The sequence below is a fragment of the Acinetobacter sp. UBA5984 genome (assembly GCF_002429925.1).
Taxonomy (GTDB): domain Bacteria; phylum Pseudomonadota; class Gammaproteobacteria; order Pseudomonadales; family Moraxellaceae; genus Acinetobacter; species Acinetobacter variabilis.
On the sequence record NZ_DJBE01000053.1, the window covers coordinates 39,781 to 65,203 of the forward strand.

General features: G+C 40.8%; 26 protein-coding genes and 1 pseudogene. 17 read left to right on the forward strand and 10 right to left on the reverse strand.

Annotated elements, in window-relative coordinates; genetic code table 11:
• The first annotated feature begins 2 nt into the window (after positions 1-2).
• Positions 3-737: pseudogene (gene tfpZ / locus B3J29_RS08455) on the forward strand (TfpX/TfpZ family type IV pilin accessory protein).
• A gap of 152 nt (positions 738-889) precedes the next feature.
• Entirely contained in the window at positions 890-2,527 is a 1,638-nt protein-coding gene (locus B3J29_RS08460) for a PglL family O-oligosaccharyltransferase (protein ID WP_286964986.1), read from the forward strand.
• A gap of 55 nt (positions 2,528-2,582) precedes the next feature.
• On the opposite strand, the gene bfr is transcribed toward B3J29_RS08460, so the two are convergent.
• From bfr to gmk, 6 genes are all read right to left on the reverse strand, one after another.
• Positions 2,583-3,047: a heteropolymeric bacterioferritin subunit Bfr gene (gene bfr / locus B3J29_RS08465; protein WP_261635304.1), complete on the reverse strand. Its 465-nt coding sequence runs from the start codon at positions 3,045-3,047 to the stop codon at positions 2,583-2,585.
• Between the two features lie 226 nt (positions 3,048-3,273).
• A complete protein-coding gene (locus tag B3J29_RS08470) occupies positions 3,274-3,468 on the reverse strand; it encodes a bacterioferritin-associated ferredoxin (RefSeq protein WP_004787097.1) in 195 nt (64 codons plus the stop codon).
• A 221-nt stretch (positions 3,469-3,689) separates the two neighbouring features.
• Positions 3,690-4,073 (reverse strand): RidA family protein, encoded by a 384-nt coding sequence (locus B3J29_RS08475; protein ID WP_005233608.1) that lies wholly within the window; start codon positions 4,071-4,073, stop codon positions 3,690-3,692.
• Positions 4,074-4,148: 75 nt separating this feature from the next.
• Complete coding sequence (locus B3J29_RS08480; protein ID WP_261635305.1) at positions 4,149-6,254, reverse strand: RelA/SpoT family protein; 2,106 nt, start codon at positions 6,252-6,254, stop codon at positions 4,149-4,151.
• Between the two features lie 217 nt (positions 6,255-6,471).
• The gene (rpoZ, locus tag B3J29_RS08485; protein WP_004650579.1) at positions 6,472-6,753 is read right to left on the reverse strand and encodes a DNA-directed RNA polymerase subunit omega; all 282 of its coding nucleotides are present in this window, start codon (positions 6,751-6,753) and stop codon (positions 6,472-6,474) included.
• A 77-nt stretch (positions 6,754-6,830) separates the two neighbouring features.
• Positions 6,831-7,454, reverse strand: coding sequence for a guanylate kinase (gene gmk / locus B3J29_RS08490; protein WP_004787090.1), 624 nt, complete (start codon positions 7,452-7,454; stop codon positions 6,831-6,833).
• 135 nt (positions 7,455-7,589) lie between these two features.
• Here gmk and ispH point away from each other — a divergent pair, with 135 nt between their 5' ends.
• The 12 genes from ispH (at position 7,590) to rplS (ending at position 18,260) form a co-directional block, all read left to right on the forward strand.
• Complete coding sequence (ispH, locus tag B3J29_RS08495; RefSeq protein WP_261635306.1) at positions 7,590-8,540, forward strand: 4-hydroxy-3-methylbut-2-enyl diphosphate reductase; 951 nt, start codon at positions 7,590-7,592, stop codon at positions 8,538-8,540.
• Positions 8,541-8,703: 163 nt separating this feature from the next.
• Complete coding sequence (locus B3J29_RS08500) at positions 8,704-9,156, forward strand: pilus assembly FimT family protein (protein WP_261635307.1); 453 nt, start codon at positions 8,704-8,706, stop codon at positions 9,154-9,156.
• Positions 9,156-9,656, forward strand: a complete 501-nt coding sequence (gene pilV / locus B3J29_RS08505) for a type IV pilus modification protein PilV (protein WP_180004777.1) — start codon at positions 9,156-9,158, stop codon at positions 9,654-9,656. The genes B3J29_RS08500 and pilV overlap by 1 nt, the downstream gene beginning before the upstream one ends.
• Positions 9,657-10,589 carry a PilW family protein gene (locus B3J29_RS08510; protein WP_261635308.1) on the forward strand — a complete coding sequence of 311 codons (933 nt, stop codon included), beginning with the start codon at positions 9,657-9,659 and terminating at the stop codon, positions 10,587-10,589.
• The gene (locus tag B3J29_RS08515; protein WP_261635309.1) at positions 10,579-11,298 is read left to right on the forward strand and encodes a pilus assembly PilX family protein; all 720 of its coding nucleotides are present in this window, start codon (positions 10,579-10,581) and stop codon (positions 11,296-11,298) included. The genes B3J29_RS08510 and B3J29_RS08515 overlap by 11 nt, the downstream gene beginning before the upstream one ends.
• A gap of 67 nt (positions 11,299-11,365) precedes the next feature.
• On the forward strand, positions 11,366-14,968 hold the full coding sequence (locus B3J29_RS08520; protein WP_414632204.1) for a pilus assembly protein PilY: 3,603 nt from the start codon (positions 11,366-11,368) through the stop codon (positions 14,966-14,968).
• Positions 14,969-14,981: 13 nt separating this feature from the next.
• Entirely contained in the window at positions 14,982-15,452 is a 471-nt protein-coding gene (locus tag B3J29_RS08525; protein ID WP_180004773.1) for a type IV pilin protein, read from the forward strand.
• Positions 15,453-15,920: a type IV pilin protein gene (locus B3J29_RS08530; protein WP_286964993.1), complete on the forward strand. Its 468-nt coding sequence runs from the start codon at positions 15,453-15,455 to the stop codon at positions 15,918-15,920. It abuts the gene before it with no gap.
• Positions 15,921-16,062: 142 nt separating this feature from the next.
• On the forward strand, positions 16,063-16,320 hold the full coding sequence (gene rpsP, locus B3J29_RS08535) for a 30S ribosomal protein S16 (RefSeq protein WP_004281198.1): 258 nt from the start codon (positions 16,063-16,065) through the stop codon (positions 16,318-16,320).
• Positions 16,321-16,350: 30 nt separating this feature from the next.
• Positions 16,351-16,899, forward strand: a complete 549-nt coding sequence (gene rimM, locus B3J29_RS08540; protein ID WP_004787070.1) for a ribosome maturation factor RimM — start codon at positions 16,351-16,353, stop codon at positions 16,897-16,899.
• Between the two features lie 42 nt (positions 16,900-16,941).
• Entirely contained in the window at positions 16,942-17,682 is a 741-nt protein-coding gene (gene trmD / locus B3J29_RS08545) for a tRNA (guanosine(37)-N1)-methyltransferase TrmD (RefSeq protein WP_261635312.1), read from the forward strand.
• A 206-nt stretch (positions 17,683-17,888) separates the two neighbouring features.
• Complete coding sequence (rplS, locus tag B3J29_RS08550; protein WP_004787066.1) at positions 17,889-18,260, forward strand: 50S ribosomal protein L19; 372 nt, start codon at positions 17,889-17,891, stop codon at positions 18,258-18,260.
• A 64-nt stretch (positions 18,261-18,324) separates the two neighbouring features.
• Here the strand turns inward: rplS and B3J29_RS08555 are convergent, their stop codons facing one another.
• The 3 genes from B3J29_RS08555 to B3J29_RS08565 all read right to left on the reverse strand — a co-directional run bounded on the left by B3J29_RS08555 (position 18,325) and on the right by B3J29_RS08565 (position 22,021).
• Positions 18,325-19,305, reverse strand: a complete 981-nt coding sequence (locus B3J29_RS08555; protein ID WP_261635532.1) for a lipase family alpha/beta hydrolase — start codon at positions 19,303-19,305, stop codon at positions 18,325-18,327.
• A 170-nt stretch (positions 19,306-19,475) separates the two neighbouring features.
• On the reverse strand, positions 19,476-20,486 hold the full coding sequence (locus B3J29_RS08560) for an esterase/lipase family protein (protein ID WP_261635313.1): 1,011 nt from the start codon (positions 20,484-20,486) through the stop codon (positions 19,476-19,478).
• A gap of 506 nt (positions 20,487-20,992) precedes the next feature.
• Complete coding sequence (locus tag B3J29_RS08565; protein WP_261635314.1) at positions 20,993-22,021, reverse strand: lipase secretion chaperone; 1,029 nt, start codon at positions 22,019-22,021, stop codon at positions 20,993-20,995.
• A gap of 153 nt (positions 22,022-22,174) precedes the next feature.
• Here B3J29_RS08565 and truB point away from each other — a divergent pair, with 153 nt between their 5' ends.
• From truB to B3J29_RS08580, 3 genes are all read left to right on the forward strand, one after another.
• Positions 22,175-23,080 carry a tRNA pseudouridine(55) synthase TruB gene (gene truB, locus B3J29_RS08570; protein WP_180013477.1) on the forward strand — a complete coding sequence of 302 codons (906 nt, stop codon included), beginning with the start codon at positions 22,175-22,177 and terminating at the stop codon, positions 23,078-23,080.
• A gap of 15 nt (positions 23,081-23,095) precedes the next feature.
• The gene (locus B3J29_RS08575; RefSeq protein ID WP_004787054.1) at positions 23,096-23,863 is read left to right on the forward strand and encodes a sulfite exporter TauE/SafE family protein; all 768 of its coding nucleotides are present in this window, start codon (positions 23,096-23,098) and stop codon (positions 23,861-23,863) included.
• A gap of 127 nt (positions 23,864-23,990) precedes the next feature.
• Positions 23,991-24,458, forward strand: coding sequence for a hemerythrin domain-containing protein (locus B3J29_RS08580; protein ID WP_005233643.1), 468 nt, complete (start codon positions 23,991-23,993; stop codon positions 24,456-24,458).
• Positions 24,459-24,520: 62 nt separating this feature from the next.
• On the opposite strand, the gene B3J29_RS08585 is transcribed toward B3J29_RS08580, so the two are convergent.
• Positions 24,521-25,405: an EamA family transporter gene (locus B3J29_RS08585; RefSeq protein ID WP_261635315.1), complete on the reverse strand. Its 885-nt coding sequence runs from the start codon at positions 25,403-25,405 to the stop codon at positions 24,521-24,523.
• Between the last annotated feature and the right edge of the window lie 18 nt (positions 25,406-25,423).

The window sequence follows — 25,423 nt, forward strand, 5'->3', positions numbered from 1 at the left end:
GAATGTTCAAACGTCTAAAATTTTTTCTTAGTCATATTTCTATATCTATTTTTCTTGCATTAGCTGCAATAGTAATGGTCTTTTTTATTTGGTATCCATCACCACTAGCCTCTGCCGTCGGGGTGACGCATATCTTTTTGATGCTCTTGGTCATCGACGTAATTTTAGGACTATTACTAGGTTTATTAGTCTATAAAGAAGGTAAAAAAACGCTTAAATTTGACTTGAGCGTGATTATTTTCATTCGAATCGCGGCTTTGTGTTATGGGGTGTTTAGTATTGAATAAGGTCGTCCTGTATGGTTAGTTTATAATGTAGATCGTTTTGAATTGGTTAGAAAAAATGAATTGGTTGATAGTAATATTCAGCAAGCACGGTCACAATTCCAAAAGCCTTCATGGTTTAAACCACAATATGTCGCAACTGAATTTACCAAAGATATGCAACAACGCAATGATGAAATGTTTGCAGAAGTTTTAGGTGGTATTTCTATTGCACAGCGCCCAGAACGCTATGTAGAACTGACTCAAGTCAAAACTCAAATCCAACAACGTGCATTACCGCTTGCAGAATTGGAACAGTACAATTCAAAAACTGAAGTTGAAAAAATTTTAGAAAATTATCCAAATGCAGATGCTTGGCTACCCTTAAAAGCCAATGCAGTAGATATGGTGGTTTTAGTCAATAAAGAATCCGCATCTATCATCAAAATAGTGGACCTAAGACCGTGGAAATAATTTCTTGAGTTAAAAATGGGGAATTTAAGTATTCCCCATGTGATCATCCCATTTTAAAACTGGCAGAATTCCAATCAAACCTGCTACACAAAGCACTATCATCTTGCCTAAAAAAATATAAGATAGAGCCAGTTTTTTGGTCTATTTTTCTTATGAAATCTGCATTGCTATTTTTGGCTGCCATCCTCATTTCCCTTGCATGGTTATTGCCCATTCACTACCGTCCTTGGGTGACCTATACAGGTGAGCTGTATGCCTTTTTTGCACTATTTGCATTAGCTGCAATTTGCTTAAAAGAAAAATTAAGAATTCCTGTAGTTAGTTTGCCATTATTACTACTCGCCTGTGTCCCGCTGATTCAATTTCTTATGGGGCAAGTATTTTTCTTTAGTACCGCCATGATGGGCTTTATTTTTGTCTTTAGCTTTTGGCTCTCAAGCGTGCTGGGTTATCACTTGTCAACAGGAGATTATAATCGGGAAGAAACTTTTACTAATTTGAGTTATGTGTTTCTAGCTTCCGGTACAGTCACAGGCATGATCGCACTTTGCCAATGGACAAATCTGGATTCAGTATTGCCGGGGATGGTGAATATCAGTGGTACTCAACGGCCTTATGCTAACTTCGCCCAGCCAAATAATATGGCCACTTTTTTGCTTATGTCATTGATGAGTTGTTTATATCTCTATGAAAAGAAAAAAATCCAGATTAAATGGTTATTTGCATGTGCTGCGATTATTGTGATCGGTGTGGCTTTAAGCCAGTCACGTACTGCTTGGGTTGCCGCGACCGCAATTATATTGTATCTAGGTTTCTATCAATATAAAGGCATTATCCGCCTGAAATGGTATTACAGCATAGCGTGGTTCATCTTTTTTATTTCCTGTATTGTCGCTTTTCCATTATTGAGTCAGTTGGCTACACAAGTCATGGATGCCCAAGTGGTACAAAGCCGTGATGTTGTTTCCCGTGCTACTGGGGATATGTCACGACTCGCGATTTGGCAGCAAATGCTGGTAGCCATTCAGGCGCAGCCATGGTTTGGCTATGGCTGGTATCAGACCAGTGTCGCCTTTGTTTCTATTAGTGATACAGTGCAAGGTCCAGTCTGGATCCGGAGTGCGCATAACTTTATTATTGATTTCCTGATCTGGAACGGGGCAGTGATCGGTATTCCTTTCCTGGCTTATTTCGGTTATCTGGGCTATCAGTTACAGCGCTGGGTAAAGACACCAGAGTCAGTCATTGGTATATTAATGATCGGTGCTTTCGTCACCCATGCCATGTTTGAATTCCCACAGCATTATGCCTATTTCTTTTTACCAATAGGCTTTATTATCGGTACAGTACTGGCGCAGCGAGCTGATGTAGCTAAACAGCTTGTCATGCCATCGTGGTTAATGAAAGTAATCTTCATTACCGGTGTTATTTTAATTGCAGTGATTTACCGTGATTATGATACCGCTGTACCAAAACTCGGTCAGAGCATTCGCTATGAACAGCAGCCTGAAAAAATAACCAATCAAAAGCCGATCTTCTTGCTGACTGAATTTAATCATCGTATTGACTGGATTCGTGTAAATCCCTATACCAAGATGAGTCAAAACGAAATTCATGAATATGAAAAATTAGTGGTGAGTTATCCAACCAAATACAACTTATTAAAATATATTCGTCTGTTGGCTTACAATGGTTATGTCGAGGAAGCCCATCATCAGCTCTGGCGTTTGAATACGATTCAAAAGACTGAACTGAGTTATGAAGATGTCCTTAAAGATATACCGAAATAATTTGAATCTAATAAAAAAGCCATCATCATGATGGCTTTTTTATATCTTTCAGAAATCAAAGCTGACTTTGAATATAGTTTTCAATACTCACACTTTGAATCAGATCAAGCTGAGTAGTGGTCCAGTCCAGATATTCTTCTTCTTTTTCCAGAATTCCCTGAACCAGATCACGCGTCACATAATCCATTTGAGTTTCTGCCAAAGCCACTGCCTGCTGGATGGTTTCAATATTCTCTTTGACTTTGCGCACATCACATTGCAGCACTTCTTGCGTATGCTGACCGATATAGAGTTTACCTAGGTGTTGCAGGTTTGGCAGACCTTCCAAAAATAGAATCCGCTCAATAATCTTGTCAGCATGCTTCATCTGACGAATCGATTCTTTATATTCGGCAGAACCGAGCTTTTCGATGCCCCAGTCATTAAACATGCGTGAATGCAGAAAATACTGATTAATCGCTGTAAGGTGGTGATACAACACCTGGTTCAGCTGATTAATTACATCACGATTGCCTTTCATCGTATCACTCCATATAGCCTGTTAACCCATTTATCGCTATGGGTTTTTGATTAACTTATCTTAAATCAATCGAGCGAGCAATGGCGAGTAATTTATTGAACTGCAAATGAAAATCGCAATCAAAAAGCTTCAGGTGAAATATAAAGCAATAAAAACCCGCCAGAGTCAGAGGCGGGGGAGGAATAATGATACGAGACCATTGATTTTATAATTATCGTTATCCGCTTTAGGCAGCAACCGCTAGCCGTGCAGCAATCTGGGAAATTTCATCACTGATGATCATACGGGCTTCTGGCGCACAACGGCCACAACACGTGCCTAAGTCAAGCATTTCACGTACATCACGGTAACTTTCGGCGCCATTTGCAATAGCATCTTTAATGTCTTGATCTGTAATGCCACGGCATAGACAAACGTACATAGGATACAACCACAGTGAATAAATAAGATAAGAGATATTATTGATAATTGTTATCGTTTGTCAATAAAAATCATTTGAAAATGCTTTTTATAGTGATTGATGATTCAGATAAAAAAATACCACCTGAGCGGAAATCCGAGTGCTGCTCGGATTTCCGCGTAAGAGCGATTTATGATTTAGAAATAAATATTACAGGCTGGGAATTTAGTGATTTTTATAACTTATTGATTGATAACAACGATGCCATCCATCTCAACTAAAGCACCTTTAGGTAAACTTGCAACACCTAAGGCAGCACGTGCTGGATAAGGTTGAGCAAAGTATTCACCCATAATCTGGTTGACGAGCTGAAAATGAGAGAGGTCAGTTAAGAAGATATTCAGTTTCGCAATATCAGCCAATGAGCCACCTGCTGCTTCACAAACCGCTTTCAGGTTATCAAATACACGGCGAATCTGAGCTTCGATGCCTTCAACCAGTTCCATACTATATGGATCCAGACCAATCTGGCCGGATAAATAAAGTGTATCCCCGACTAGAATTGCTTGTGAATAGGTGCCTATGGCAGCCGGGGCATTTTCAGTATGGATCACTTGGCGGGACATCAATTTCTCCTTTTATCATCAACATACATCATATTAGATCAATTCAACTGACAAAAGCATTATCGTTTTAAATGATTAACTGGCTTTAGATGTTTCAGCAATATTGAGCGACTGTTCTAAGCGAGTAATACGTGGAAAACCAAAATGCATGCGTAAATCACGAATAATCTTGGCAATCTGTTTACGGTTATGCACTACAATATTTACATAAGTTTTGCCATCATAATTACGTACCATTTCTACACCTGTATGGCCTTTACGACATTGATAAATCAGATCGGAAATCTGTTCATCGTCCATGGCCTGATCAATACAGAGATAGGCAGTAAAGCTGACATCATCCAGATCTTCGGTCGTCCATTGTAGAGGCATAATATTTTCAGGATGCATATGTTGTTCCTGCAATAAATTATGGCAACGGGCACGATGCACAATTAAGCCACGACGAGTCAGGTGACCTTGAATTGGATCACCAAGTACCGGGTTGCAGCAATGGGCGTATTTAACATCTACACCTTCTGTACCTTGAATAAGACGACCTGAACTATTCGCATTTTGATGCTGGTCATGTGCAAATAAATGGTTGGCAACCAGTTGTGGTAATAAGTCACCTACAGCAATCTGTTCAAATAGTTGTTCTTTAGTCGGTACATGGCGCCACTCCAGTACATTTTTCCAGTCAGCTTCGGTCAGATCACGAATAGAACATTGGAAAAGTTTTAAGGCACGGTTAAGAGCCTGTTGACCCACGAGGCGTTGTTCATCAATATCCTGATCGCGCAAAATATTCTGAATCGCACGACGGGCTTTTTGGGTATTAATAAAACTGAGCCAGTCTGGGTTTGGGGTTGCGAGTACATCGGTAATGACTTCAACCACCTGACCACTCAATAATGGCGTAGAAAGCGGCTTGGTTTCACCATTAATTTTGGCGCCAATGGCATGGTTACCTAGGAACAGACTGGCGGCATAGGCAAAGTCAACTGCAGTCGCACCTTGAGGTAATTCATGCAGATGACCATGAGGGGTATAAACCCAAATTTTTTCCTGGTGCAGATAATCCAGTAATTCGCTGAACGTAGTTTTGGCGCATTCGCCATCAACCAATACGTTTAGATTTTGCATAGATGCCTGAATAGCAGAGCGGCAGGCTTGAGGCGCATTTTCGCCCAGTACAACACCAAAGCGCGCAGCTTTACGCATCAGTTCAGTTTGAATGGTCAGCGATAGGGTGGTCTCTTCACCTTTTAAGCGCATGGTTAATGACTGGTTGCCGCCTGGGAGGGGGCGACGGATATTGTCTTGATAATTTTGAACCGTAAAACTTTCAGTCAGGATATCGGCAAGGCGGTCACAGTCGGCAATGCTCTGTAAAATAATTTCAAATGCGTGGCTATGCGTAAGTTCCTGTAGATCAATATCATTTTTTACAAAATGGCGTAATAGCTCGATATTATTGTTTTTCTTTTTAACTCGACCTTCAATCGCATATTGCTGTAGTAATTCGTTAAGTTTCTGTTCCCATTTGGCCTGATATTCACAACGTTTAGGCTTGGTTTCTAAAAGGGCGGCCTGGACATCATTGTACATATCCAGATCCAGATTCTGATAACAGAGATGTTCCAGATTATCTGCCATTTCATTCATGCCGACCAAGCGTGCCATTGGAACAAAAATTTCAAAGGTTTCTCGGGCAATACGGGCGCGTTTATCCGGGCGTAATGCTTCCAGTGTAGTCATGTTGTGATAGCGATCTGCCAGTTTCACAATAATGACACGTGGATCCTGTAGAGTCGCTTGCAGGATTTTTCGGAAAGAGGCTGCTTTATTATATTCTTTATCGCTAGAATGGCTGAGTTTGGTGACCCCATCAACCAGCTCTGCAACCGTACTGCCAAATTTTTCAGTAATGTCATCTTTATTAAAGTCAGTATCTTCAATGACATCATGCAGCAGCGCTGCCATTAAGGTTTCAGTATCCAGACGCATGTGGGCCAGAATACAGCTCACCGCGATAGGATGGAGGATATAGGGTTCACCACTTTTACGGGTAATGCCATCATGGGCAATATCGGCATAATCACAGGCCGCAAGCACACGTTCGACATCGCTTTCACTTAAGTACGCGTCGATGATGATTTTTAACTGTTGCTTAGCTTCACTGACCTGTGGGCCTGGCATAAAACACCTTTAAAACTGGATTTTTTAACAAATAAAACAGAGAAAGCTCGTATGAAATGTATAACATAAAGTGGGTCAGTTTTTTCATATCAACGAGTGAAAAATTTATACTGACTTTAGAGCTAACCCTTATGTTATAACCGTTCTGCACAAAATATAAAAGTCACAGAACAAAAAAAGCCTAGTTTAAAACTAGGCTTTTTAGAATGGTTTCTTCTTATTGGAAAGAAAAACCATCTAAATTTAGATTATTTGCAGAAAGTGCAAGGTCTAAACTTGAAGTTTGATAATCTTGATCACGTTGTTTCAAAATATCTTTTGATACATGACCTGCAGCGATTTCACGTAAAGCAACTACAGTTGGTTTATCATTGTCCCATTCTACAGTTGGTTCAATGCCTTGACGTGCCAATTGACGCGCGCGTTTGCTTGCCACTAGTACAAGCTCAAAGCGGTTGTCTACATGGTCTAAACAATCTTCAACGGTTACGCGTGCCATAAGAATTCTCGTTTTGAATAGTAAATTTCAACAGACTGCACAGTATAAAATGCTTTGTCTGGAGACTCAAGTTTTAATCACTGTTCGCTTGGAGTGATTAAAGCCTGGATCAGTTTTTCATGGCGGGTCGCTTGCTGGGAAAGGACTAGTCGATTGGCAATAATCACAGATTCAAGATCATGTAATGCCTTATTAAAGTCATCATTGATAATGACATAATCAAAATTGACATACTGCTGCATGTCTTCGACTGCACAGCTAAGACGGTGTTCAATCACTTCAACAGAGTCTGTACCACGATTGGAAAGACGTTGACGCAAATCAAACTGACTTGGTGGAAGAATGAAAATCTGTTTAGATTCAGGAAAAAGTCGACGAACTTGTTGTGCACCTTGCCAGTCAATTTCAAGTAATACATCATGACCTTTGGCAAGTTGTTCTTTTACAGTCGCTTGTGCTGTGCCGTAATAATTACCAAAGACTTCGGCATATTCAATAAAACCACCTTCCTCGACCAGATTTAAAAAGTCTTCTTTAGTCGAGAAATGATAATGTACGCCATCGAGTTCGCCAGGTCGTTGACCGCGTGTCGTATGAGAAACAGAAACATGAAGATTGTTGACGCGTTCAAGTAATGCTTTAACGAGGGATGTTTTGCCCGTTCCAGACGCTGCAGAAACGACAAACAAGAGACCCGACATGATATTTTTCCTGATATGATAAAATATCTTCTCTATTTTAGAGTAGACCGGCTTTAAACTAAATAGTTGTACGTCGATTGTTTTACATTTATTTCAATTGTAGCGCCATAAATTGAGTGAGTATTGAGGATTTCTATGGAAATTATTTTAGCTAACCCGCGTGGTTTCTGTGCCGGTGTGGATCGTGCCATTGCGATCGTGAACCGTGCCCTAGAATGCTTTAATCCACCAATTTATGTGCGTCATGAAGTGGTGCATAACAAATTTGTCGTAGATGATTTACGTCAACGTGGCGCGATCTTTGTCGATGAGCTAGATGAAGTTCCGGATGACAATATCGTGATTTTTAGTGCACATGGTGTGTCTAAGGCTGTGCAACAGGAAGCCGAACAGCGTGGTTTAAAAGTTTTTGATGCGACCTGTCCATTGGTCACTAAAGTACATATTGAAGTAACTAAATATGCCCGTGAGGGAGTAGAAGCGATTCTAATTGGTCATGAGGGCCACCCAGAAGTTGAAGGCACCATGGGGCAATATGATAAAAATAATGGGGGTGACATTTATCTGGTCGAAGATGAAGAGGATGTTGCTGCTTTAACTGTACGCAATCCTGAGAAAGTCGCTTTTGTGACCCAAACGACTTTGTCGATTGACGATACAGCGAAAGTCATTGATGCGCTTCGCAAAAAATTTCCGAATATTCAAGGCCCACGCAAGGATGATATTTGCTATGCGACACAAAACCGTCAGGATGCAGTACGTGATCTGGCTGAACGCTGTGATGTGGTTCTGGTAGTAGGTTCTCCAAACTCTTCAAATTCAAACCGCTTACGTGAGCTCGCTGAACGCATGGGTAAAGCTGCTTATCTGGTCGATAATGCCGATGAGCTAAAGCAGGGATGGTTTGCAGGTAAGTCTCAAATTGGTGTAACTGCTGGAGCTTCCGCACCAGAGATTCTAATTAAACAGGTGATTCAGCGGCTACAGGACTGGGGTGCGCAGGCACCGCACGAATTAGATGGAAGAGAAGAGAATATTACTTTCAGCTTACCGAAAGAATTGCGTATTCCAGTTACTCAAGCTTAAGATGTGACGCATTTATCACCTGATTTATAATCTTTTTTTAAATAGATAACTGCTCTTTGCGGTTATCTGTTTTTTTATGCCACTTATCCTTATTTGTGTGGGTTTTGTAAAGTAAGTAGATACTATTTTTAATGAGGTAAAGTTTTGTTGCCTGGGGAATACTATGCAGAAGAAGAATGGATTTACGTTAATTGAACTCATGGTGACGATTGCTGTGTTGGCGATTATTGCGATGATGGCAGCACCATCTGTAGGCACAATACTTAATAAACAGAATTTAAAAAAAAGTAGTACTGATCTAATGAATACTTTGGCTAAAGCACGAGCAAAAGCAGCTTTAGAGCGCAGAGAGATAACTGTGGTAATAGGAGAGGGAGCGGACACCCCTAATAGACTACATTGGTCTCCATCTGGTAAAGCAATATTAAAGTCAGGTAATAATCTTATTTTTATGCCTAATGGATTGGTTCGAGATCCATTAAATGCAAATACAGTAATAGCGAATAATACAACTTTTGTGATTTGTGATACTGCAACGAATGCAACAGCATCTAAAACAATATCAATTTCTCGAATGGGTACAATACAACAACCTGTTGATGGAGCATGTGCATAATGAACAAAATACAACAAACAGGTGTGGGATTGATAGAAATTTTAGTCGCACTTTTAATACTCGCAATTGGAGTATTAGGTTTTGTTGCATTGCAATATCGTGCCATAGAAGCATCGAGTGAGGGAGAGAATCGAATCCAAGCTATTAATATAGCAAGAGATGTGGCTGAGAAGATTCGAGTGAATCGTGCAGCCTTAGCAACTTATTCAACAGAGCTTGCTCGAACAAATATAACTGAATTAACCACACCTAGTTGTTTTAGTACTTATTGTTCTCCTACACAAAAAGCTGAATTTGACTCTTCATTTGTAAAACTCTCCACTCAAAGAATGGGTATGACTATAAATATGATGACGTGTCCTGGTATACAAAATGGTCGGCGGTGTATTTACGTCGCTTGGGGAGATACTGCAGCGACAAATGCTGACGGACTAAATAATTGTACGACTTCGGGTCTTTACAGAGCAGATTCCACTTGTGTTGTGATGGAGGCCTATTAAATGAGACAGCAAAACGGTTATACATTAATGGAGCTGCTGATAGCATTAACTCTTGGTTTGGTCATTGTTGCTGCCGCTACTATGCTATTTTTGACAGGTGTCCGAAGTCAAGCAATGCAACAGGGTATTGCAGATTTACAAGATAATGCTAATTTTGGACTGAATTATATTACCCAAGATTTACGTCTAGCAAATTTAAATAATCTTGCCGCAGAAATGAATGATCAGCTTTTATTGGGGGGTATTGTCCTTTCACAAAATAACTATCCTAACCCTTTAAGACCTCAACCAGATCCAGCAAATCCAACTGCAGTACCGCCACCTATGAATCAGATATTGTTAAGTTCTTCAGGTAGTGGCCTTACAAATGTAGCCCAAGGTAGTGATCAATTGGTCATTCAATATCAACCCATGACAGTAGGTGGTTTTGATTGTGAAGGTCGTGAGATCACAAATAGTAACCGCATCATTGTGCAACGTTATTTTTTAAGAACGGATGCTAATCAAGCAACAGGCGAGACTAATCCTTTAGCTTTAGCATGTGATGCTGGGCATTATGCCGTAGGGGATAATACTATTACTAACTACGGTGATGCAGGTGAAATCATCATGAAACGTGTTGATTATTTCAGAGTTCTTCTTAATGTTGCTAATACTACAGGTGCTCAAAGATATGTAGCAATTAATAATTATTTAACTCTCACCCCTAGACCTAGAATTTTGGGTGTGTCATTGGGAGTGTTAACGCGTTCAGCACAGAGCGTGGGAACTGATCAAGCCATGGCTCAAAATAATAATTTCAATGTATTGGATCAAAGTGTGCAAGTAACAAGTACTGGCGACCCGAATGGCTATATACGTCGAGTTGTTACACAAGATGTCGCACTTAGAAATGCATTAGGTGAAAGAGAGGAGGTGCAAGATGCTGAATAGGCAGAAAGGAGCAACATTAATAGTTGTGCTTATTTTACTTGTAGCTTTGACTGTCATAGGAACACTAGCTATCCGTCAGAGCCTAGTTTCTCTGAATATTGCGACAAATGGACAAGCGCAACAACTTCTTATTCAAAATTCAGACTCAGCTACATTTAATGTAGAGAATCCGAATAATTTGATAAGAAGTCTAGCGCGTGATGGAATGTTTGGCTTTATTAAGGGATCAACAAATAAAGGTAAAGAATTGATTTTTTGCTATCGCGGAGATCAGTCACAATTTTTTAATTTATCCCGGGCCAGTCTTATTTATGAGCAAAATGGCAGTATTGTGAATAACTCTTTAGGAGTTTCTGGTTATTGTCAACTTGGTTCACAAAATTTTTTCACTAGTAATCGACGTGCTGTTTTAACACAAGTTTCTGTAAGTTTTGTAGAGGGTGGAAATGTGAAGCCCTTCCAATTTTATATTCGTGGCACAGATCCTGAAAAAGCAAAAATTGAGCAAACAGAACGTGTTGTGGTTAACACAGTTTCGCTTATTCCATCACTTTCTACAGCAACGGATGAGGAAATTAATACTTGTCTATCAACTCGTCTGAGCAATACGGATATTCCAGCTCATAGTATTGCGATCTGTTTATCTAGCTTTAATGTGCCATTCACAGTACATGTAACAGAATATACGCTTGGTCAAGCATTTATTTAGGGTGAATGAAATGAAGAATAAATCTATGTTTAATAAAAAAACTCATCCATTTAAAAATGTTTTGGCAATGAGTTTATCTGCAATTATTACATCTATGACATGTGTTTCTACATCGTCTTTTGCCAGTGATATTGAAATTTATCAAGAGGCGAAGTCAGGTGATATTACCTTAATGTTTATGCTTGATATTTCTGGGAGTATGACAAATAAAGATGGTGGTAGTACATCTAGGATAGATCGTGTAAAGACAGCAATGAAAGATCTGTTAAATGGAAATGTAACAAATAAAATTACTAAAATTGATGATGATAAAATAATAGGATTATCTACACTAGGTGCAAGGTGGAACAGTGAGAATTATAATGCTGGTGCAGTTTTAATACCTGCAAAAAAACTAGGGTACAAGTATACCTCAGGCACTAATAAGGATAAAACACATCGAGACGTGTTAGTTGCTGCCATTAATAGTCTAGGTGCCAATACAAATACACCAACAGCAAGATCATATGCAGAGACAATTGCTTATTTAATGGGGACGACAACTAAACCACAAGGCATTTATCAGAATTATTTTAAACTCGATCAATATAATAATTATGGTATGTGTACCCAATGGAATGCGAGCAATAATTGTACAAGCTGGGACCGGTGGTATGAAGGATCATATATTCCTAGTGCATACACTAATTCCGGAAGTGGGAAGGTAGATAATTATAATGGAAAGTATTATGTTGGTACACATATTGCATCAGGTTTTGATTTTTCGAGTACAGATACTAAATCAGGAAATAATTATATTCCACCCACATCTTTAACTCAAACAGATGAAATTAAAAAATGTAGTGGGCAAGGTATTTATGTTTTAACCGATGGTGAACCTAACCAAAATGCTTCAACTCAAACTACAGCTCGATTAGCATTAAATAATCCTAATTTTACTTGTGATAATAATGGTGATGGTTGGGATTGCACAAGAAAATTAAATGCTGCATTAATAGATCCTAAACAAAATCCTAAGAATTTAAAATTTAAAACTGCTGTAGTCGGTTTTGGTAATTCGTTTAATAATGTGACCAGCTATGATCGTTCAAAAACACAAAAAGAAAATTTAGATGCTTTGGGAAATATTAATAGTGATGTAAAACGTGCTGCAGAGTGGGGTATTTTGGGAGAAGGAGGATGGTATGCGGGTAACAGTTCTCAAGATATTGTTGATAGTGTAAATAATTTTATTAACGATTTGGGAGCTGAAATTCCAGCTGTAACTACAGGTACTCCCACGATTCCATCTGATGAGTTGAATCCAATTGTTTTACAAAATTATGCGTATTATCCACAGTTTGAACCTATGCCTGAGAAAACCTATCAGCATTGGTCTGGAAACTTAAAAAAATATAATGTAGATAGAAATGGTAAATTACTCGATAAATTGAGTAATTTGATCACGGATGTTAAAGGTAAAATCATTGATAACTATGATTTATGGTCACCTACAGTTGGAGCAACTCCGAGTGATGTGCAAAAAACTGCGGCTTTAGTAGGTGGGGTGAAAATGCAATTAGATTTGCGTCATACTGGGACGGATGTTGTTCAGCGTAAGTTATTTACTACTCGTGGTTATACATCGGCGGGGGTAGTAACAAATACTGATACATTACAGCAAGTGAAAGTCACAGATCTTGATGATAATTTAAAGAAAAAAGATCAAAAAATTGGCTACTTAATGAATTTATTGGGCTATTCTTTTGATCCAAAATCTTATCTAAATTCTACTAAAACAGAAAACACTTTAACAAAAGCTACTTTATTACAACAACCTGAATTAAGACAGATTGGAGCTGTAATGCATTCTAGTCCAGTTTTGTTAACAAATCAGGGTAAAATTACTTATAACGATACTACTAATGTAGTTGGATCAGAGAATCGTAAAGATTTTATTCTATTTGGAACCACACAAGGATTACTACATGTTGTGGATGCTATCTCAGGTAAAGAAAAATTTGCTTTCGTTCCCAATGAACTAGTTGAGAGTCAAGCGGAAGCATTTAATAAGCCTGAATTGACAAGCGGTGGTATGAAGAGCATGTATTATGGTGTTGACGGACCTTGGACTGCTTATACAGAATATGTAATAGATAAAAATAATGCAGATTTATTATCTGTTGGTGAGGGAAAACCCTATACAGTTGTTGAAAATAACCAAAATGTGAATAAAACCGTGAAAGGAAAACAAATAGTTTATGGTGGGTTACGCATGGGGGGTAAGGGGTATTATGCATTAAATTTAGCAGATATTGATGCGCCGAAACTTCAATTTCAAATCAATCCCACAGGTACTTGTTCAACTGAAAATCCTCTTGGGTGTATGGGACAAAGTTGGTCAAAACCCACAATTACTTGGGTAAATTGGAAAGGTGTTAAAAAACTGGTCATGTTTGTAGGTGGTGGTTATGATGCAGAAGGTACTAATGCTGGTAATGATAACCATAAAACCACTGATAAATACCGTGGTTACGAGTACGACGATTATGTGCAATCGAATAAGGTGGGAGCAGGCGTCTATATGTTTGATGCCTTAAATGGGGATTTATTATGGTGGACTGGTGCAAATGCTACCGAAAGTAAAAAAACATTTGTTGCCAAACCAGCCTCACAAATGGCATATAGCGTAGTCAGCCAAATTCGTACTATAGATCGTGATTCAGATGGCTTAACCGATCATTTGTATTTCGGTGATTTAGGGGGACAAGTTTGGCGTATTGATTTAAATAATCAGGCAGGTAGCGAAACAGATCTCTTCGCAAGAAATCCGACGCTTATTCTTAATTTGAATAAAGGTAAATACAGCCCACGTTTTTATGAAACACCTGCATTTTCTACATATGCTAGCGATGGACAAATTTTCGGCTTAGTTTCAATTGGATCAGGAAATAGAAGCAAGCCTTTAAGTGAGTACACACATAATACGACCACGACTGGAACAGATACAAACTATAGTTATGATGGTGTGTTCAATATTTATGATAAGGATGTTGCTAGAGAAAGCTTACTGAAATTGACACGTAATAATCCAACAAGCACAACTGATAAATCTCATAAATACTCATTAACCGATGCTGATTTATTTACAAAAAATATAAAGTTGCAACCTGAAAGTATGGTGGGAATTACCACAGATTCTAAAAATAAGTTATTAGCTATTACAGATGCTACAAGGTTCCCTAAAGCTGGGGAATCAAAAGTAGAAAGGGTTGCCCCTTATGCATTAACTTCAGGTTGGTATTACAACTTTAATAGCCAAAAAGTTCAAAGTGAAAAAGTAATGTCGACACCTATCGTAATTAATAATGATATGTATGTAACGACCTTCGATGGAAGTAAGCCTGGATTGTCTGGTGATTGTGGAGCGGGAGTGAAAGGCGAAAGCTTTATGACATTATTCTGTATGCCTTTTGGTCAGTGTAATAGTGGTTCTGTAAGTACACATCGTTTAAATTTAGGTGCTGGGATTGTAGGCGGTGCCGTAGGTGCTGGGGATAGTTCTGGTATGCAGCGTTTAATAGTTGTTAACGTGGATACCACAAAAGTTCCTCAACCGAATAATATTTTAAATGCACGGTATAACACTATTAATAAATTAATCCCACAGCGTTGGTATGAGCGTCGATAAACGAGGGATCAAAATGATTAAAGACAAATTCTCTGGGTTTACGCTTATAGAATTGATGGTGGTTGTGGTGATTGTTGCAATATTTGCAGCAATCGCTATTCCCTCTTATCAAGAATATGTACGACGTGCACACGCAAGTCAGGCCCAACAAGAGATGATGCATCTTTCTAGCTTGTTAGAAAGACATAAGGCTAGAAATTTTTCTTATAGGAATTTTACTCCTTCTGCTGTGGTTATTCCAGAAGGTGCGACTGGAAGTGCCATCAAATATAATATAGAAGTTGTTAGCGGAGATAATAGTAACCCTCTGCTAAATGCATCTACTGCAACTGGTCGTAGTTGGGTTATTAGGGGATTGAGTACGGATACTCAAAACTATTCATTTTTACTAACAAGTACAGGCATTCGTTGTAAGAACAAAGCAGCAGAAAACGTTAGTTTTACAAGCTGTGGAAATACTAACTCTGGTAGTGAGACATGGTAAATGAAAACTAAAGGTTTCACGCTGATTGAATTAATGATTGTTGTGGCGATTATAGGTATCTTAGCTGCTATAGCTTATCCTTCATATCTAGAATATGTTCGTAAAACCCATCGTCAAGAATTAAAAGCTGAGTTAATTGATATTGCAAAAAAAATTCAACGATACAAAATTTCCAATTTCTCATATTTAAGACCCTCTGTGCCTCCAGCCACTATTGGACTACCAATTACATTAGCTGATATTGGGGAAACAGTGCCATTAAATATTCCGAGACAGGGCACAGCACTATATACAGTTACATTGACGAATGTTACACGGAATACTTGGACATTAAATGCAACACCAATTAATGGCACAACTCAACAAAGTGACGGTAGCCTGGTTATGAATCACCGTGGGGAAAAATGCTGGATAAAGGGGCAGTCAACCTGCAATCTTTCAGCTACCTCCAACTGGGACGGCCGCTAACTAAATCCAAAATTGTAGCTAACCTACTTTTAATCTTTCATTAAAGACAAACTTCGCGTAAAATATTGCCCTCTATGAAAGGGGTTTGAGCTGTATCGATGGTCGGTACAGGGATAATCCGTAAAAACTATAAGGTTCTATCATGGTTGTTATTCGTCTTGCACGCGGTGGTGCTAAAAAACGTCCGTTCTATCAAATCATTGTGACTGATAGCCGTAATGCACGTGACGGTCGTTTCATCGAACGTATTGGTTTCTTCAACCCTACAGCTCAAGGTAAAGCAGAAAAACTTCGTTTAGATGCTGACCGTTTTGCTCATTGGGTTTCTCAAGGTGCTCAACCTTCTGATCGTGTTGCTTCTTTAGCTGCTCAAGCTAAGAAAGCTGCAGTTGCTGCATAATTTTTATATAAATTAGGTAGTAGCTTGCCCATGACACCAACACAGAATGTTCCCGAAGATCGTATTCAGATTGGACAGTTGCGTTCAGCATATGGATTAAATGGGTGGCTCTGGGTCTATTCCAATACAGAACCTATGAGCAATATATTTGACTACCTTCCTTGGTACATTGAAACCAAAGCAGGTTGGCAAATTGTCGATGTAAAACGTTGGAAACCACATGGCAAAGGTCTGGTTGTTTCGTTGAAGGGTGTGAGTGATCGCACCGCAGCAGACGGTCTGGTTGGTGCTAATGTCTGGATCTCTAAATCGCAACTGCCTCAACCAGGCGTGGACGAGTATTACTGGTCTGATTTGAAAGGTCTAACTGTGTTAGGTCTGGATGAAGAAGAACAGGAAGTGAATCTCGGTCAAATCCATGAAATGTTTGAAACAGGTGCCAATGACGTGATGGTAGTTCGCGCTACTGCTGATAGCGTTGATGGCGAAGAGCGGATGATTCCATGGCATAAAGATGTGGTACAGCGAGTTGATCTCGAAGCTGGTCGTATTTACGTAAATTGGGGCGTAGATTATTAATCCTTAACAGGATTAACGCAGCAGGAAAATGAGGAGTCTGCGGTGTTCTTTGCAGTCATTACGCTTTTTCCTGAAATGTTTGAAGCGATTACAGCCTACGGTATTAGCGGGCGCGCAGCAAAACGTGATTTGATGCAAATTCATTGTATTAATCCACGTGAATTTGCTGAAGGGAACTACAAACGGGTGGATGAACGTCCATTTGGTGGTGGTCCCGGTATGGTGATGATGGCTGAGCCATTAGCGAAAGCAATTCACCGTTCCAAAGAGCTTGCAGCGCAAGCGGGTGCAGTTCATGTTCCTGTGGTGTATATGTCACCGCAAGGAAAAACCTTAAATGAACCTGCAGTACAGAATTTCGTTAAATATGACGGATTGATTGTATTGTGTGGTCGTTACGAAGGTGTCGATGAGCGTTTGATCCAGAAATATGTTGATCAGGAATGGTCGATTGGAGATTACGTGTTGTCGGGTGGTGAGCTCCCTGCGATGGTGTTATTGGACAGTATTATCCGGAGACTTCCGGGTGCAATGTCAGATGAACAATCACACGTGCAAGACTCATTTGTGGATGGTCTGTTAGATTGCCCACAATATACCAAGCCAGACCATTTTGAAGGTATGGATGTACCGGACATCTTGAAATCGGGACATCATGCCAATATTGAGAAATGGCGGTTTTTGCAGCGATATCAGCGCACTTTGGAACGCCGACCTGAGTTGGTAGAAAAAGTTGAACTGACTAAGCAGCAAAAGAAATGGCTAAAAGATGAGCGAGGGTGAGTAAAGCATTGCTTTACCCGAGCGCAAGGCGAGAAGCTATGCTTCGAGCAAACTAAACTACTTAATGTAAATTAAGTACTTAAATAGGCTCTTTATGCATTGAAGCGGTCAAGCATAAAGAGAAAGTCAATCGGGTCTATGCGATTCAGCCTCTATACCCAGCGATAATCAGACCTCTTCTGACTCGCACATATTGGAGATACCCCATGAGCGGTAAGCATCCTTTAGTACAAGCTGTAGAAAATGCTCAGCTTAAACAAGACATCCCAGCTTTTGCACCAGGTGACACAGTAGTTGTCCAAGTTAAAGTAAAAGAAGGCGACCGTGAACGTCTACAAGCGTTCGAAGGCGTTGTCATTGCTAAGAAAAACCGTGGTTTGAACTCTGCATTTACAGTACGTAAAATTTCTAGCGGTGTTGGCGTTGAGCGTGTATTCCAAACTCACTCTCCAATCGTTGCTAAGATTGAAGTTAAACGTCGTGGTGACGTTCGTCGTGCTAAACTTTACTACCTACGTGAACTTTCTGGTAAAGCTGCACGTATTCGTGAAAAGTTGCCAGCTCGTAAACAAGGTTAATTTTAGCCTTGCTTTAAAGCAAAAAATGCGCCTCTGGGCGCATTTTTTTATGCTCGCTATTTTTTTATAAACCTTGTAGTTTTAGTCGGTTGGCATGTTGACGGTAAACATCTACTGGATCTGGAGCAAACAGGTTTTTCAATCCTAGGACCATATTCACTTCATCTAGATGATTCCAGTTGTAGTTATCACGAATGGTTTTACCGAACTTGGCGCTACAGCGTGATACCAGGCCATCATTTTCTTTACCCCCATCAATGAGCAAAGCAGTGACTTTAAGTGCTGAGTCAGGATCAAGCAGGTTAGTAACTTGGCCTACACCTGTGAATGAATAATTGTAAATCTGCCCATCCGCATGCTTCCAGCTATAAGCACCTTCACCGCAAGCAGTGCTTGGCATACCAATTGGATATTTCTGATTAAATTTTGCAGAGCCTGCCAGGGTTAGACTGCTACCACCCGCAAGTGAATCATGCGGATAAGAGTTTGGGTCCAGACCTTGAGCCCAGGTAATAGCTTTAGAAACCAGATTTATCGTACCGAGCAGTGGCGCTTCAATAGCAGTCCCTTCAGCTTTTAGAATCAGGTCTGCAACCGGCGAACCTTTGTGTGGTGCACCTACTGTGGTTAATGAAGCCACCAGCTTAGGTTCTGAACCGGCCACATAACGAATTGTTGGGCCACCATGTGAATGTCCGATCAGGTTGACTTTATCTGCACCGGTAATTGCGGCAATTTCCTTGACCTGCTCCAAAAGTTGTTCACCGCGAATTTCAGATGAGTTAAAAGGGGAGACTTGTGTCGCCCAGACATTCGCACCATTACGGGCCAGATCAGGTAAAATCTGATACCAGTAATCCAGTCCAAACTGATCAGTGCCAACCTGAATGAAACCCGCCATACCATGTGAAAATACAATCGGATATTTGGTTTTGGCATATTGTGAACTGGCTTTCGCCGTCACCTGACTGGCCTGAGTGGAGGCATGAGCGGTGAAACAGGTCGCTGCCATGAGCAGACCTGCCGTTAATACTCCATATTTCATCATTATTTCCTCATTCTTGTTGTTGTGTTAAGGCGATCCTCGCCATAATGTGGGGAATAGCCAGCTTGAAAGCTGACCCATTCAGCGTTTTAAGTTTTTTTATCTCCTTAGTTTTTTCAAGTGAAAATAACGAAAAACCCTTATATCCGTAGATATAAGGGCGATAAAAATTAGAGATTCTGAAGTTTTAAACGATTGGCATGTTGACGGTAGATCGCCACCGGATCTGGAGCAAACAGGCCTTTAAGACCAAACATCATATTGGCCAGATCGGTATGGTTCAGCTTGTACTGGTCATTAATCACTTTACCAATGAATGCACTACAACGGGCGACCATGCCATCATTGTCTTTATTGCCATAAGATAGAGGGCCAAGCTGCATCAGGATGGTATCGATATCCAGTGCATTGGTCGCTTGAGCCACACCGGTCCAAGAATAATAATAGATACCGTTACGGTCTTTTGGTTTCAGATTTTTATTACAGTTTTCTGTGGAGGCTAAGACACCATCCTGCACCATCTGTTTGGCCACGCTAGCATTAAAAGAGCTAGAGCCAGTTTGGGTCAGGGATTTCATGGATGCATCGAAATCAATTTCCAGTTCGGGTTTGAACTGCCCCAGTGTAATGAGCGGTCCAATAATATAATCACCGAGAATATTGAAAGCAGTACGGGTGAGGGTATTGTTCTGAATATCGTCGGCCACTTTAGAGCCATGATAGGTGCCTGCGACCCCTGTAATGGATGCAATCTGCTGCGGTCGAGTTGCTGCTACATAAAGTACTGTCGGCCCTCCATGTGAGTGACCAATAAGATTGATTTTTTCCTTCCCTGTAATTGCCAGCACTTCATCGACCTGATGAATGAGCTGTTCACCACGGTGAGCCGTGGTATTGGCAGGCGACAACTGGGTGGCAAACACGGTCGAGCCATTACGAGCCATATCCGGCAGAATCTGATACCAGTAATCTAAACCAATGGTATCGGTACCTATGCGTTGCCAGCCTAGCCAGCCATGTACCATCAGAATGGGATATTTGGTTTTGGCATAGTCTGATTTGGCTTTTTCAGTGACCTGAATTGCACTTGCTGCCGCCTGGGTTTGTGTGGAAAAGCCAAAACCGAGGCCTGCTGCCAAGGAAAGCGCCAGCATCTGTGTTGTTTTAATAAAAGTACGCATAACCGTTCCTTTGTTCATTTTATTGTTATAAAAAGCAATCATTGCTCGGGAGTATTGATGCGCGTTAAATATTGAAGTTGGATGTCTCGATCGTGCAGACCTAATCTTCAATCACGTGCAAAAATTATTATTTTGAAGCAGAAGCATTTTTTCATGCTGATGAGCCAATTCCATGTCATTTTGGGCCACGCCCGGTGAGCACTTGTGAGCACATAAATTTGAAATTTATATACGTATGTATTTTATTATTAACTCCTTGAAATCTAAGATTGATGAATGTTTAGGCTGAAATAGTTAGAAACAAATAACAATGTTAAAAAAAGTAATCAACCCAAGAAAATCAAGGTTTTCAGAGGAAAATGGCTCTGTTAAACTCTCAAAATAGATGATTGTCGTTACTGTTTTTATATAAGAGATGAGACAAAAAGAAAGGGAATAAGAGAAGATATTCGACGCCGTTGCAGTACTGTTTAGCTACGGCGTCAATGAGCAATTTTAGCTGAAAATTAATTGGCAAAGGGTAAGGTCCCTCCCTGATCATGGACCTGTTCAAATGTACCTACACGGAGCCGTTCTTCAGGGCGCTGGAAATGTTTCTGACGCAACTGATCAACTGCCTGCTGTTTGGCATTTTCACTCAGGCCACTTTTTAGGATGTTATCCCGCTCGCCCAAGTAACGCGTCACACTGGATTTCCAATTCGCACGTTCATCATCAAGTTTTTCCAGACGTTGGGTTGCTTCAGGCCCGACCAGATTCAGTCGCATCTGACGGATTTCTTCCGCAGAACCACCACGCGCTTTAATATCAGCCGTAAGTTTGCGTAGATCTTCCAGTTTATTCAGTTGCTCCAGGTTTTCTTGCCAGTCCTGCGGTAACTGGGCAAACAGTTCTTTTAGTTTCTGGGCTTTTTCTGCTTCGCTCAATTTTTTATCCGCCATGACTGCCATACGGTCTAAGGTATATTCATGATAGGTATCTTCAGTGCCAAACAGTCCTTCAATTTCATAATCAGAGAAAAAGCGCTTACGCATATTCTGGGTGCTGGCATAGATACTGCGGTAGTAAGCTGGATCTTCCTGATCCAAACCTGTAGGTGGAGTCAATTCTCCCAAACCTTGACGATACTGGATATAACGGTCCCAAAGATCCAGGACTTGTGAGAGCGCAGGATCCTGATAATTCTGCTGAATATAAGCTTTAAAATCTCGCTGGATTTGTTCGAGGGTTTTTTCCCCGTACTGGGTAATAAAATATTCAAAACAGTTACGGGTCTGTTCATTGACAATCAGGCGATTGCTGACATCCATCTGCATCTGGCAATTAATTTCCGTATCCTGCTGGCTTGGACTCGGGAATATGTTATTTACGGGGCCATTAGCCAGTGCTGCTGCCTGTTGAGCGCTGCTTTCATTGGTGGATTGCGGGCCTGAGACACGTGCCTGTGCTTCATCCCTAGGAGCTAGCCATAGAATCAGGGTAATCAAGCACAATACAATGAGCGCAATCACGATCCATAGTTTATATTTCTGCATATCCTATGCACCTTTATTTTAATTATCGGATTATTTTAAATTTTGCATTCGGCAGGATAGGAGATATTGCCCCTTATATGCTGTAGAAAAGTTGTAAATAATTGGCAGGGGTTTTACCATTGCGCCAATTTATAAAATGTCTGACTTTTTGCCATGAAATCCTCATCTCCTAAAATTCAGCGTCGTCATATCAGCGGTGTATTTCTATTAAATAAGCCTCTAGGCATCAGCTCGAATGCTGCATTGCAAAAAGTACGCTGGTTATATCGTGCGCAAAAAGCTGGACATACTGGTGCACTAGATCCATTGGCATCCGGTCTTTTACCGATCTGTCTGGGTGAGGCGACCAAGTTTTCGCATTATCTGCTGGATTCAACCAAGCGTTACCAGACTACAGTTTTTCTAGGACATAGCACCACCACAGGTGATGTCGAAGGGGAAGTTCTGCTGGAAAAACCAGTCCCTGAACTGAATGAAGAGTTGATTCAGGAGACAATTGCCAAGTTTGTTGGTGAGATCCAGCAAGTACCACCGATGTATTCGGCTCTGAAAAAAGAAGGTCGTCCGCTGTACGAGCTGGCGCGTAAGGGCATTGAAATCGAACGTGAAGCACGTCCAATAACCATTTATGCAATTGAGCTTTTATCTTTTACTGAAAATAGCATTACGCTGGATGTAACCTGTTCCAAAGGCACTTATATCCGGGTACTCGGCGAAGATATTGCCAAAGCACTTGGTACTTATGGTCATCTGACTTATCTGCACCGGATTCAAACTGGTCATTTTGACCTTATCCCCAGCTATACCATTGAATATCTGGAAAGCTTGACTGAGGCAGAACGTGAAGCACTATTACTGCCAGCTTATGCACCGGTACAGCATTTCCCGCAGATTCAGGCACCGGAAGGCCGTGCAGAATATTTTAGCCGGGGTATGGAAAGTAATATCGACCATCCGGCAGAGCCACAGGTGTTGGTCTTTGATGGTGAGAAATGCTTAGGCCTGGCTGAAATCACGGATAAAAAACGTCTGGTACCCAAACGTGTTCTTAATCTCTAGTCGCGTTGAATAACAATGGACATCGAGATTATCCTCAGTCTGGTACTTTTTGCCTTTATGGCAGGAGCGATTGATGCTGCCGTTGGTGGTGGCGGTTTGATCCAAATCCCGGCAATTATGAGTAGCCTGCCGCAGTTGCAACCCGCCACAGTATTTGGCACTAACAAGCTGGCCTCCATTTTTGGTACAGGCTCGGCAGCCTTTTCCTATCTTAGACAGGTCAAACTGCCATGGGTTTTACTTGGTGTAATTGCGCTGTGTAGCTTTATTAGCTCATTTATTGGAGCAGCCAGTGTCACCTTGATTCCGGTGGATATTCTCAAGCCTTTTGTGCTGATCATGCTGATCGTGATTGCAATCTATACATTCATGAAAAAGCAGTTTGGTCGGGTACACGTTGAGCAAAAGCTGAATAAAAAGATGCTGATATTGGCAGCATTAGGCAGTCTGGCCATCGGTTTTTATGACGGAATTTTTGGTCCAGGCACAGGCAGTTTCTTTATCTTTTTCTTTATTCGTTATCTGAGTGTGGATTTCTTGCATGCCTCAGCTTTATCGAAAATTGCCAATTTCACTACCAATCTTGCGGCACTGAGTTTCTTTATTCCTACAGGTCATGTGCTGTTTCTAGTCGGTGCCATGATGGCGGCTGCGAATATTTGCGGTTCGCTATTAGGAGTTAAACTGGCCTTTAAATATGGCAGCGGTTTTATCCGGATTCTGTTTCTGATCCTGGTCAGTTTGCTGATTTGCCGTATGGCTTATCAGATGTTTTTAGCCTAAAAATAGATGTAAACTATTCTCAATATTAAAGTTTTTTATACAAATTCGCCTTATAAATATTCCTGACCATTTGCCGGTTTCACTCTATGCTGGAGCAAAGGCATGGCAAAAACAGGAGAACAATTACATGACCACCATTTTTGAAGCATTAAGGGAAAGTCATGAAATCCAGCGTGATCTGGCAGAAAAATTACTGCAAACTTCGGGGGATTCACCGGAACGTCGTGAGTTGTTCAAGCAGCTGAAGAATGAACTGTTTGCGCATGAAACGGCAGAAGACCGTTACTTTTATATTCCCTTGATGATGACAGATCCCGGCTTGAATATTACCCGTCACGCCTTGGCAGAACATCATGAAATGGATGAAATGATTGAGGAACTGACTGAAACCGAATTTAGTAGCCCTAGCTGGATTGCAATTGCCAAGAGACTCTCAGATAAGGTTCATCATCATTTGAAAGAAGAAGAGCATGCTTTCTTCCAGCAGGCCGGGAAAATTCTGGGAGATGAACAAAAACAGGCTTTAGCGGATCAGTACAAAACTGAATATCAGCGTTATAAAGAAATGAAAAAAGACATGCTGGTTAAAAGCTAATATTGAAATTCAAATTTTCATGATAAAAAAAGATGGCCAGAGTGCCATCTTTTTTTATTTATTCAGCTTTCTATTTTCCGGGTTTTATATTGCTGCCGTGCTTCCCGCATAGTCACGCCAACTGAAGCCAGCATAATACAAACCAGTGCGACCGTTTGAAGTAACGTAATTTTTTCATCCAGCAAGATAAAACCTACTAGTGCTGCCAGAGCTGGAGAAAGACTGGAAAGCGTGCCGTAACTGGTTTTATTCAAGTGCTGGAGCGCTTTTAAATCCAGTGCATAAGGAATGGCGGTTGCCAGTACTGCAATGGTAATGGCCTTGCCCCAATATTGAGTATCAATCAAAGCAGAGGCGTTGTTATATAGTCCGATTGGTAGCAAACACAGGGCTGAAATACTGATGGCAATCGTCAGTGCATGCATCCCGATATTTTGTTGTACCACGCGTTGCCCAAAATAGATATATAGGGCCCAGCAGAGGCCAGCTCCTAGGGCACACGCTGCACCAAGCAGGTCAAAGTTACTGCTATTGGCTTCCCCCCATGGCACCATCAGCACAATGCCTAAAATTGCCAGTAACACCCAGACATAATCCTTGCGGTTCTGAATCGAAATTAAGGCCAAGCCTAGTGGGCCAATAAATTCTAGTCCGACTGCAATTCCTTGCGGGAGTTTCCCAAGCGACATATAGAACAGGATATTCATCACGCCCAGAGAAGCACTATAGCAGAGCAGATCCCGCCATTTCAGGAATTGTAAACGTCGAATAACTTTCCAGGAACGGAACATGACACAGACAATAATGGCGGCAAAGCAGAGTCTTAAAATAGTGACGGTGATCGGGTCAAGCACCAGAAAAAGTTGCTTGGCGAAGGATGCACTGATCTGGTATGAAGTCATGGAGAGAACCATGTACAACACAGCAAGAAGTTGGACGTTTGGCATGGGAGAAACTACTTATAC

Bases quoted from the DNA above. Each gene is read 5' to 3' on its own strand.
- B3J29_RS08460 (WP_286964986.1), top strand. From the start codon at position 890: ATGAAATCTGCATTGCTATTTTTGGCTGCCATCCTCATTTCCCTTGCA.
- bfr (WP_261635304.1), bottom strand. From the start codon at position 3,047: ATGAAAGGCAATCGTGATGTAATTAATCAGCTGAACCAGGTGTTGTAT.
- B3J29_RS08470 (WP_004787097.1), bottom strand. From the start codon at position 3,468: ATGTACGTTTGTCTATGCCGTGGCATTACAGATCAAGACATTAAAGAT.
- B3J29_RS08475 (WP_005233608.1), bottom strand. From the start codon at position 4,073: ATGTCCCGCCAAGTGATCCATACTGAAAATGCCCCGGCTGCCATAGGC.
- B3J29_RS08480 (WP_261635305.1), bottom strand. From the start codon at position 6,254: ATGCCAGGCCCACAGGTCAGTGAAGCTAAGCAACAGTTAAAAATCATC.
- rpoZ (WP_004650579.1), bottom strand. From the start codon at position 6,753: ATGGCACGCGTAACCGTTGAAGATTGTTTAGACCATGTAGACAACCGC.
- gmk (WP_004787090.1), bottom strand. From the start codon at position 7,454: ATGTCGGGTCTCTTGTTTGTCGTTTCTGCAGCGTCTGGAACGGGCAAA.
- ispH (WP_261635306.1), top strand. From the start codon at position 7,590: ATGGAAATTATTTTAGCTAACCCGCGTGGTTTCTGTGCCGGTGTGGAT.
- B3J29_RS08500 (WP_261635307.1), top strand. From the start codon at position 8,704: ATGCAGAAGAAGAATGGATTTACGTTAATTGAACTCATGGTGACGATT.
- pilV (WP_180004777.1), top strand. From the start codon at position 9,156: ATGAACAAAATACAACAAACAGGTGTGGGATTGATAGAAATTTTAGTC.
- B3J29_RS08510 (WP_261635308.1), top strand. From the start codon at position 9,657: ATGAGACAGCAAAACGGTTATACATTAATGGAGCTGCTGATAGCATTA.
- B3J29_RS08515 (WP_261635309.1), top strand. From the start codon at position 10,579: ATGCTGAATAGGCAGAAAGGAGCAACATTAATAGTTGTGCTTATTTTA.
- B3J29_RS08520 (WP_414632204.1), top strand. From the start codon at position 11,366: ATGAGTTTATCTGCAATTATTACATCTATGACATGTGTTTCTACATCG.
- B3J29_RS08525 (WP_180004773.1), top strand. From the start codon at position 14,982: ATGATTAAAGACAAATTCTCTGGGTTTACGCTTATAGAATTGATGGTG.
- B3J29_RS08530 (WP_286964993.1), top strand. From the start codon at position 15,453: ATGAAAACTAAAGGTTTCACGCTGATTGAATTAATGATTGTTGTGGCG.
- rpsP (WP_004281198.1), top strand. From the start codon at position 16,063: ATGGTTGTTATTCGTCTTGCACGCGGTGGTGCTAAAAAACGTCCGTTC.
- rimM (WP_004787070.1), top strand. From the start codon at position 16,351: ATGACACCAACACAGAATGTTCCCGAAGATCGTATTCAGATTGGACAG.
- rplS (WP_004787066.1), top strand. From the start codon at position 17,889: ATGAGCGGTAAGCATCCTTTAGTACAAGCTGTAGAAAATGCTCAGCTT.
- B3J29_RS08555 (WP_261635532.1), bottom strand. From the start codon at position 19,305: ATGAAATATGGAGTATTAACGGCAGGTCTGCTCATGGCAGCGACCTGT.
- B3J29_RS08560 (WP_261635313.1), bottom strand. From the start codon at position 20,486: ATGCGTACTTTTATTAAAACAACACAGATGCTGGCGCTTTCCTTGGCA.
- B3J29_RS08565 (WP_261635314.1), bottom strand. From the start codon at position 22,021: ATGCAGAAATATAAACTATGGATCGTGATTGCGCTCATTGTATTGTGC.
- truB (WP_180013477.1), top strand. From the start codon at position 22,175: ATGAAATCCTCATCTCCTAAAATTCAGCGTCGTCATATCAGCGGTGTA.
- B3J29_RS08575 (WP_004787054.1), top strand. From the start codon at position 23,096: ATGGACATCGAGATTATCCTCAGTCTGGTACTTTTTGCCTTTATGGCA.
- B3J29_RS08580 (WP_005233643.1), top strand. From the start codon at position 23,991: ATGACCACCATTTTTGAAGCATTAAGGGAAAGTCATGAAATCCAGCGT.
- B3J29_RS08585 (WP_261635315.1), bottom strand. From the start codon at position 25,405: ATGCCAAACGTCCAACTTCTTGCTGTGTTGTACATGGTTCTCTCCATG.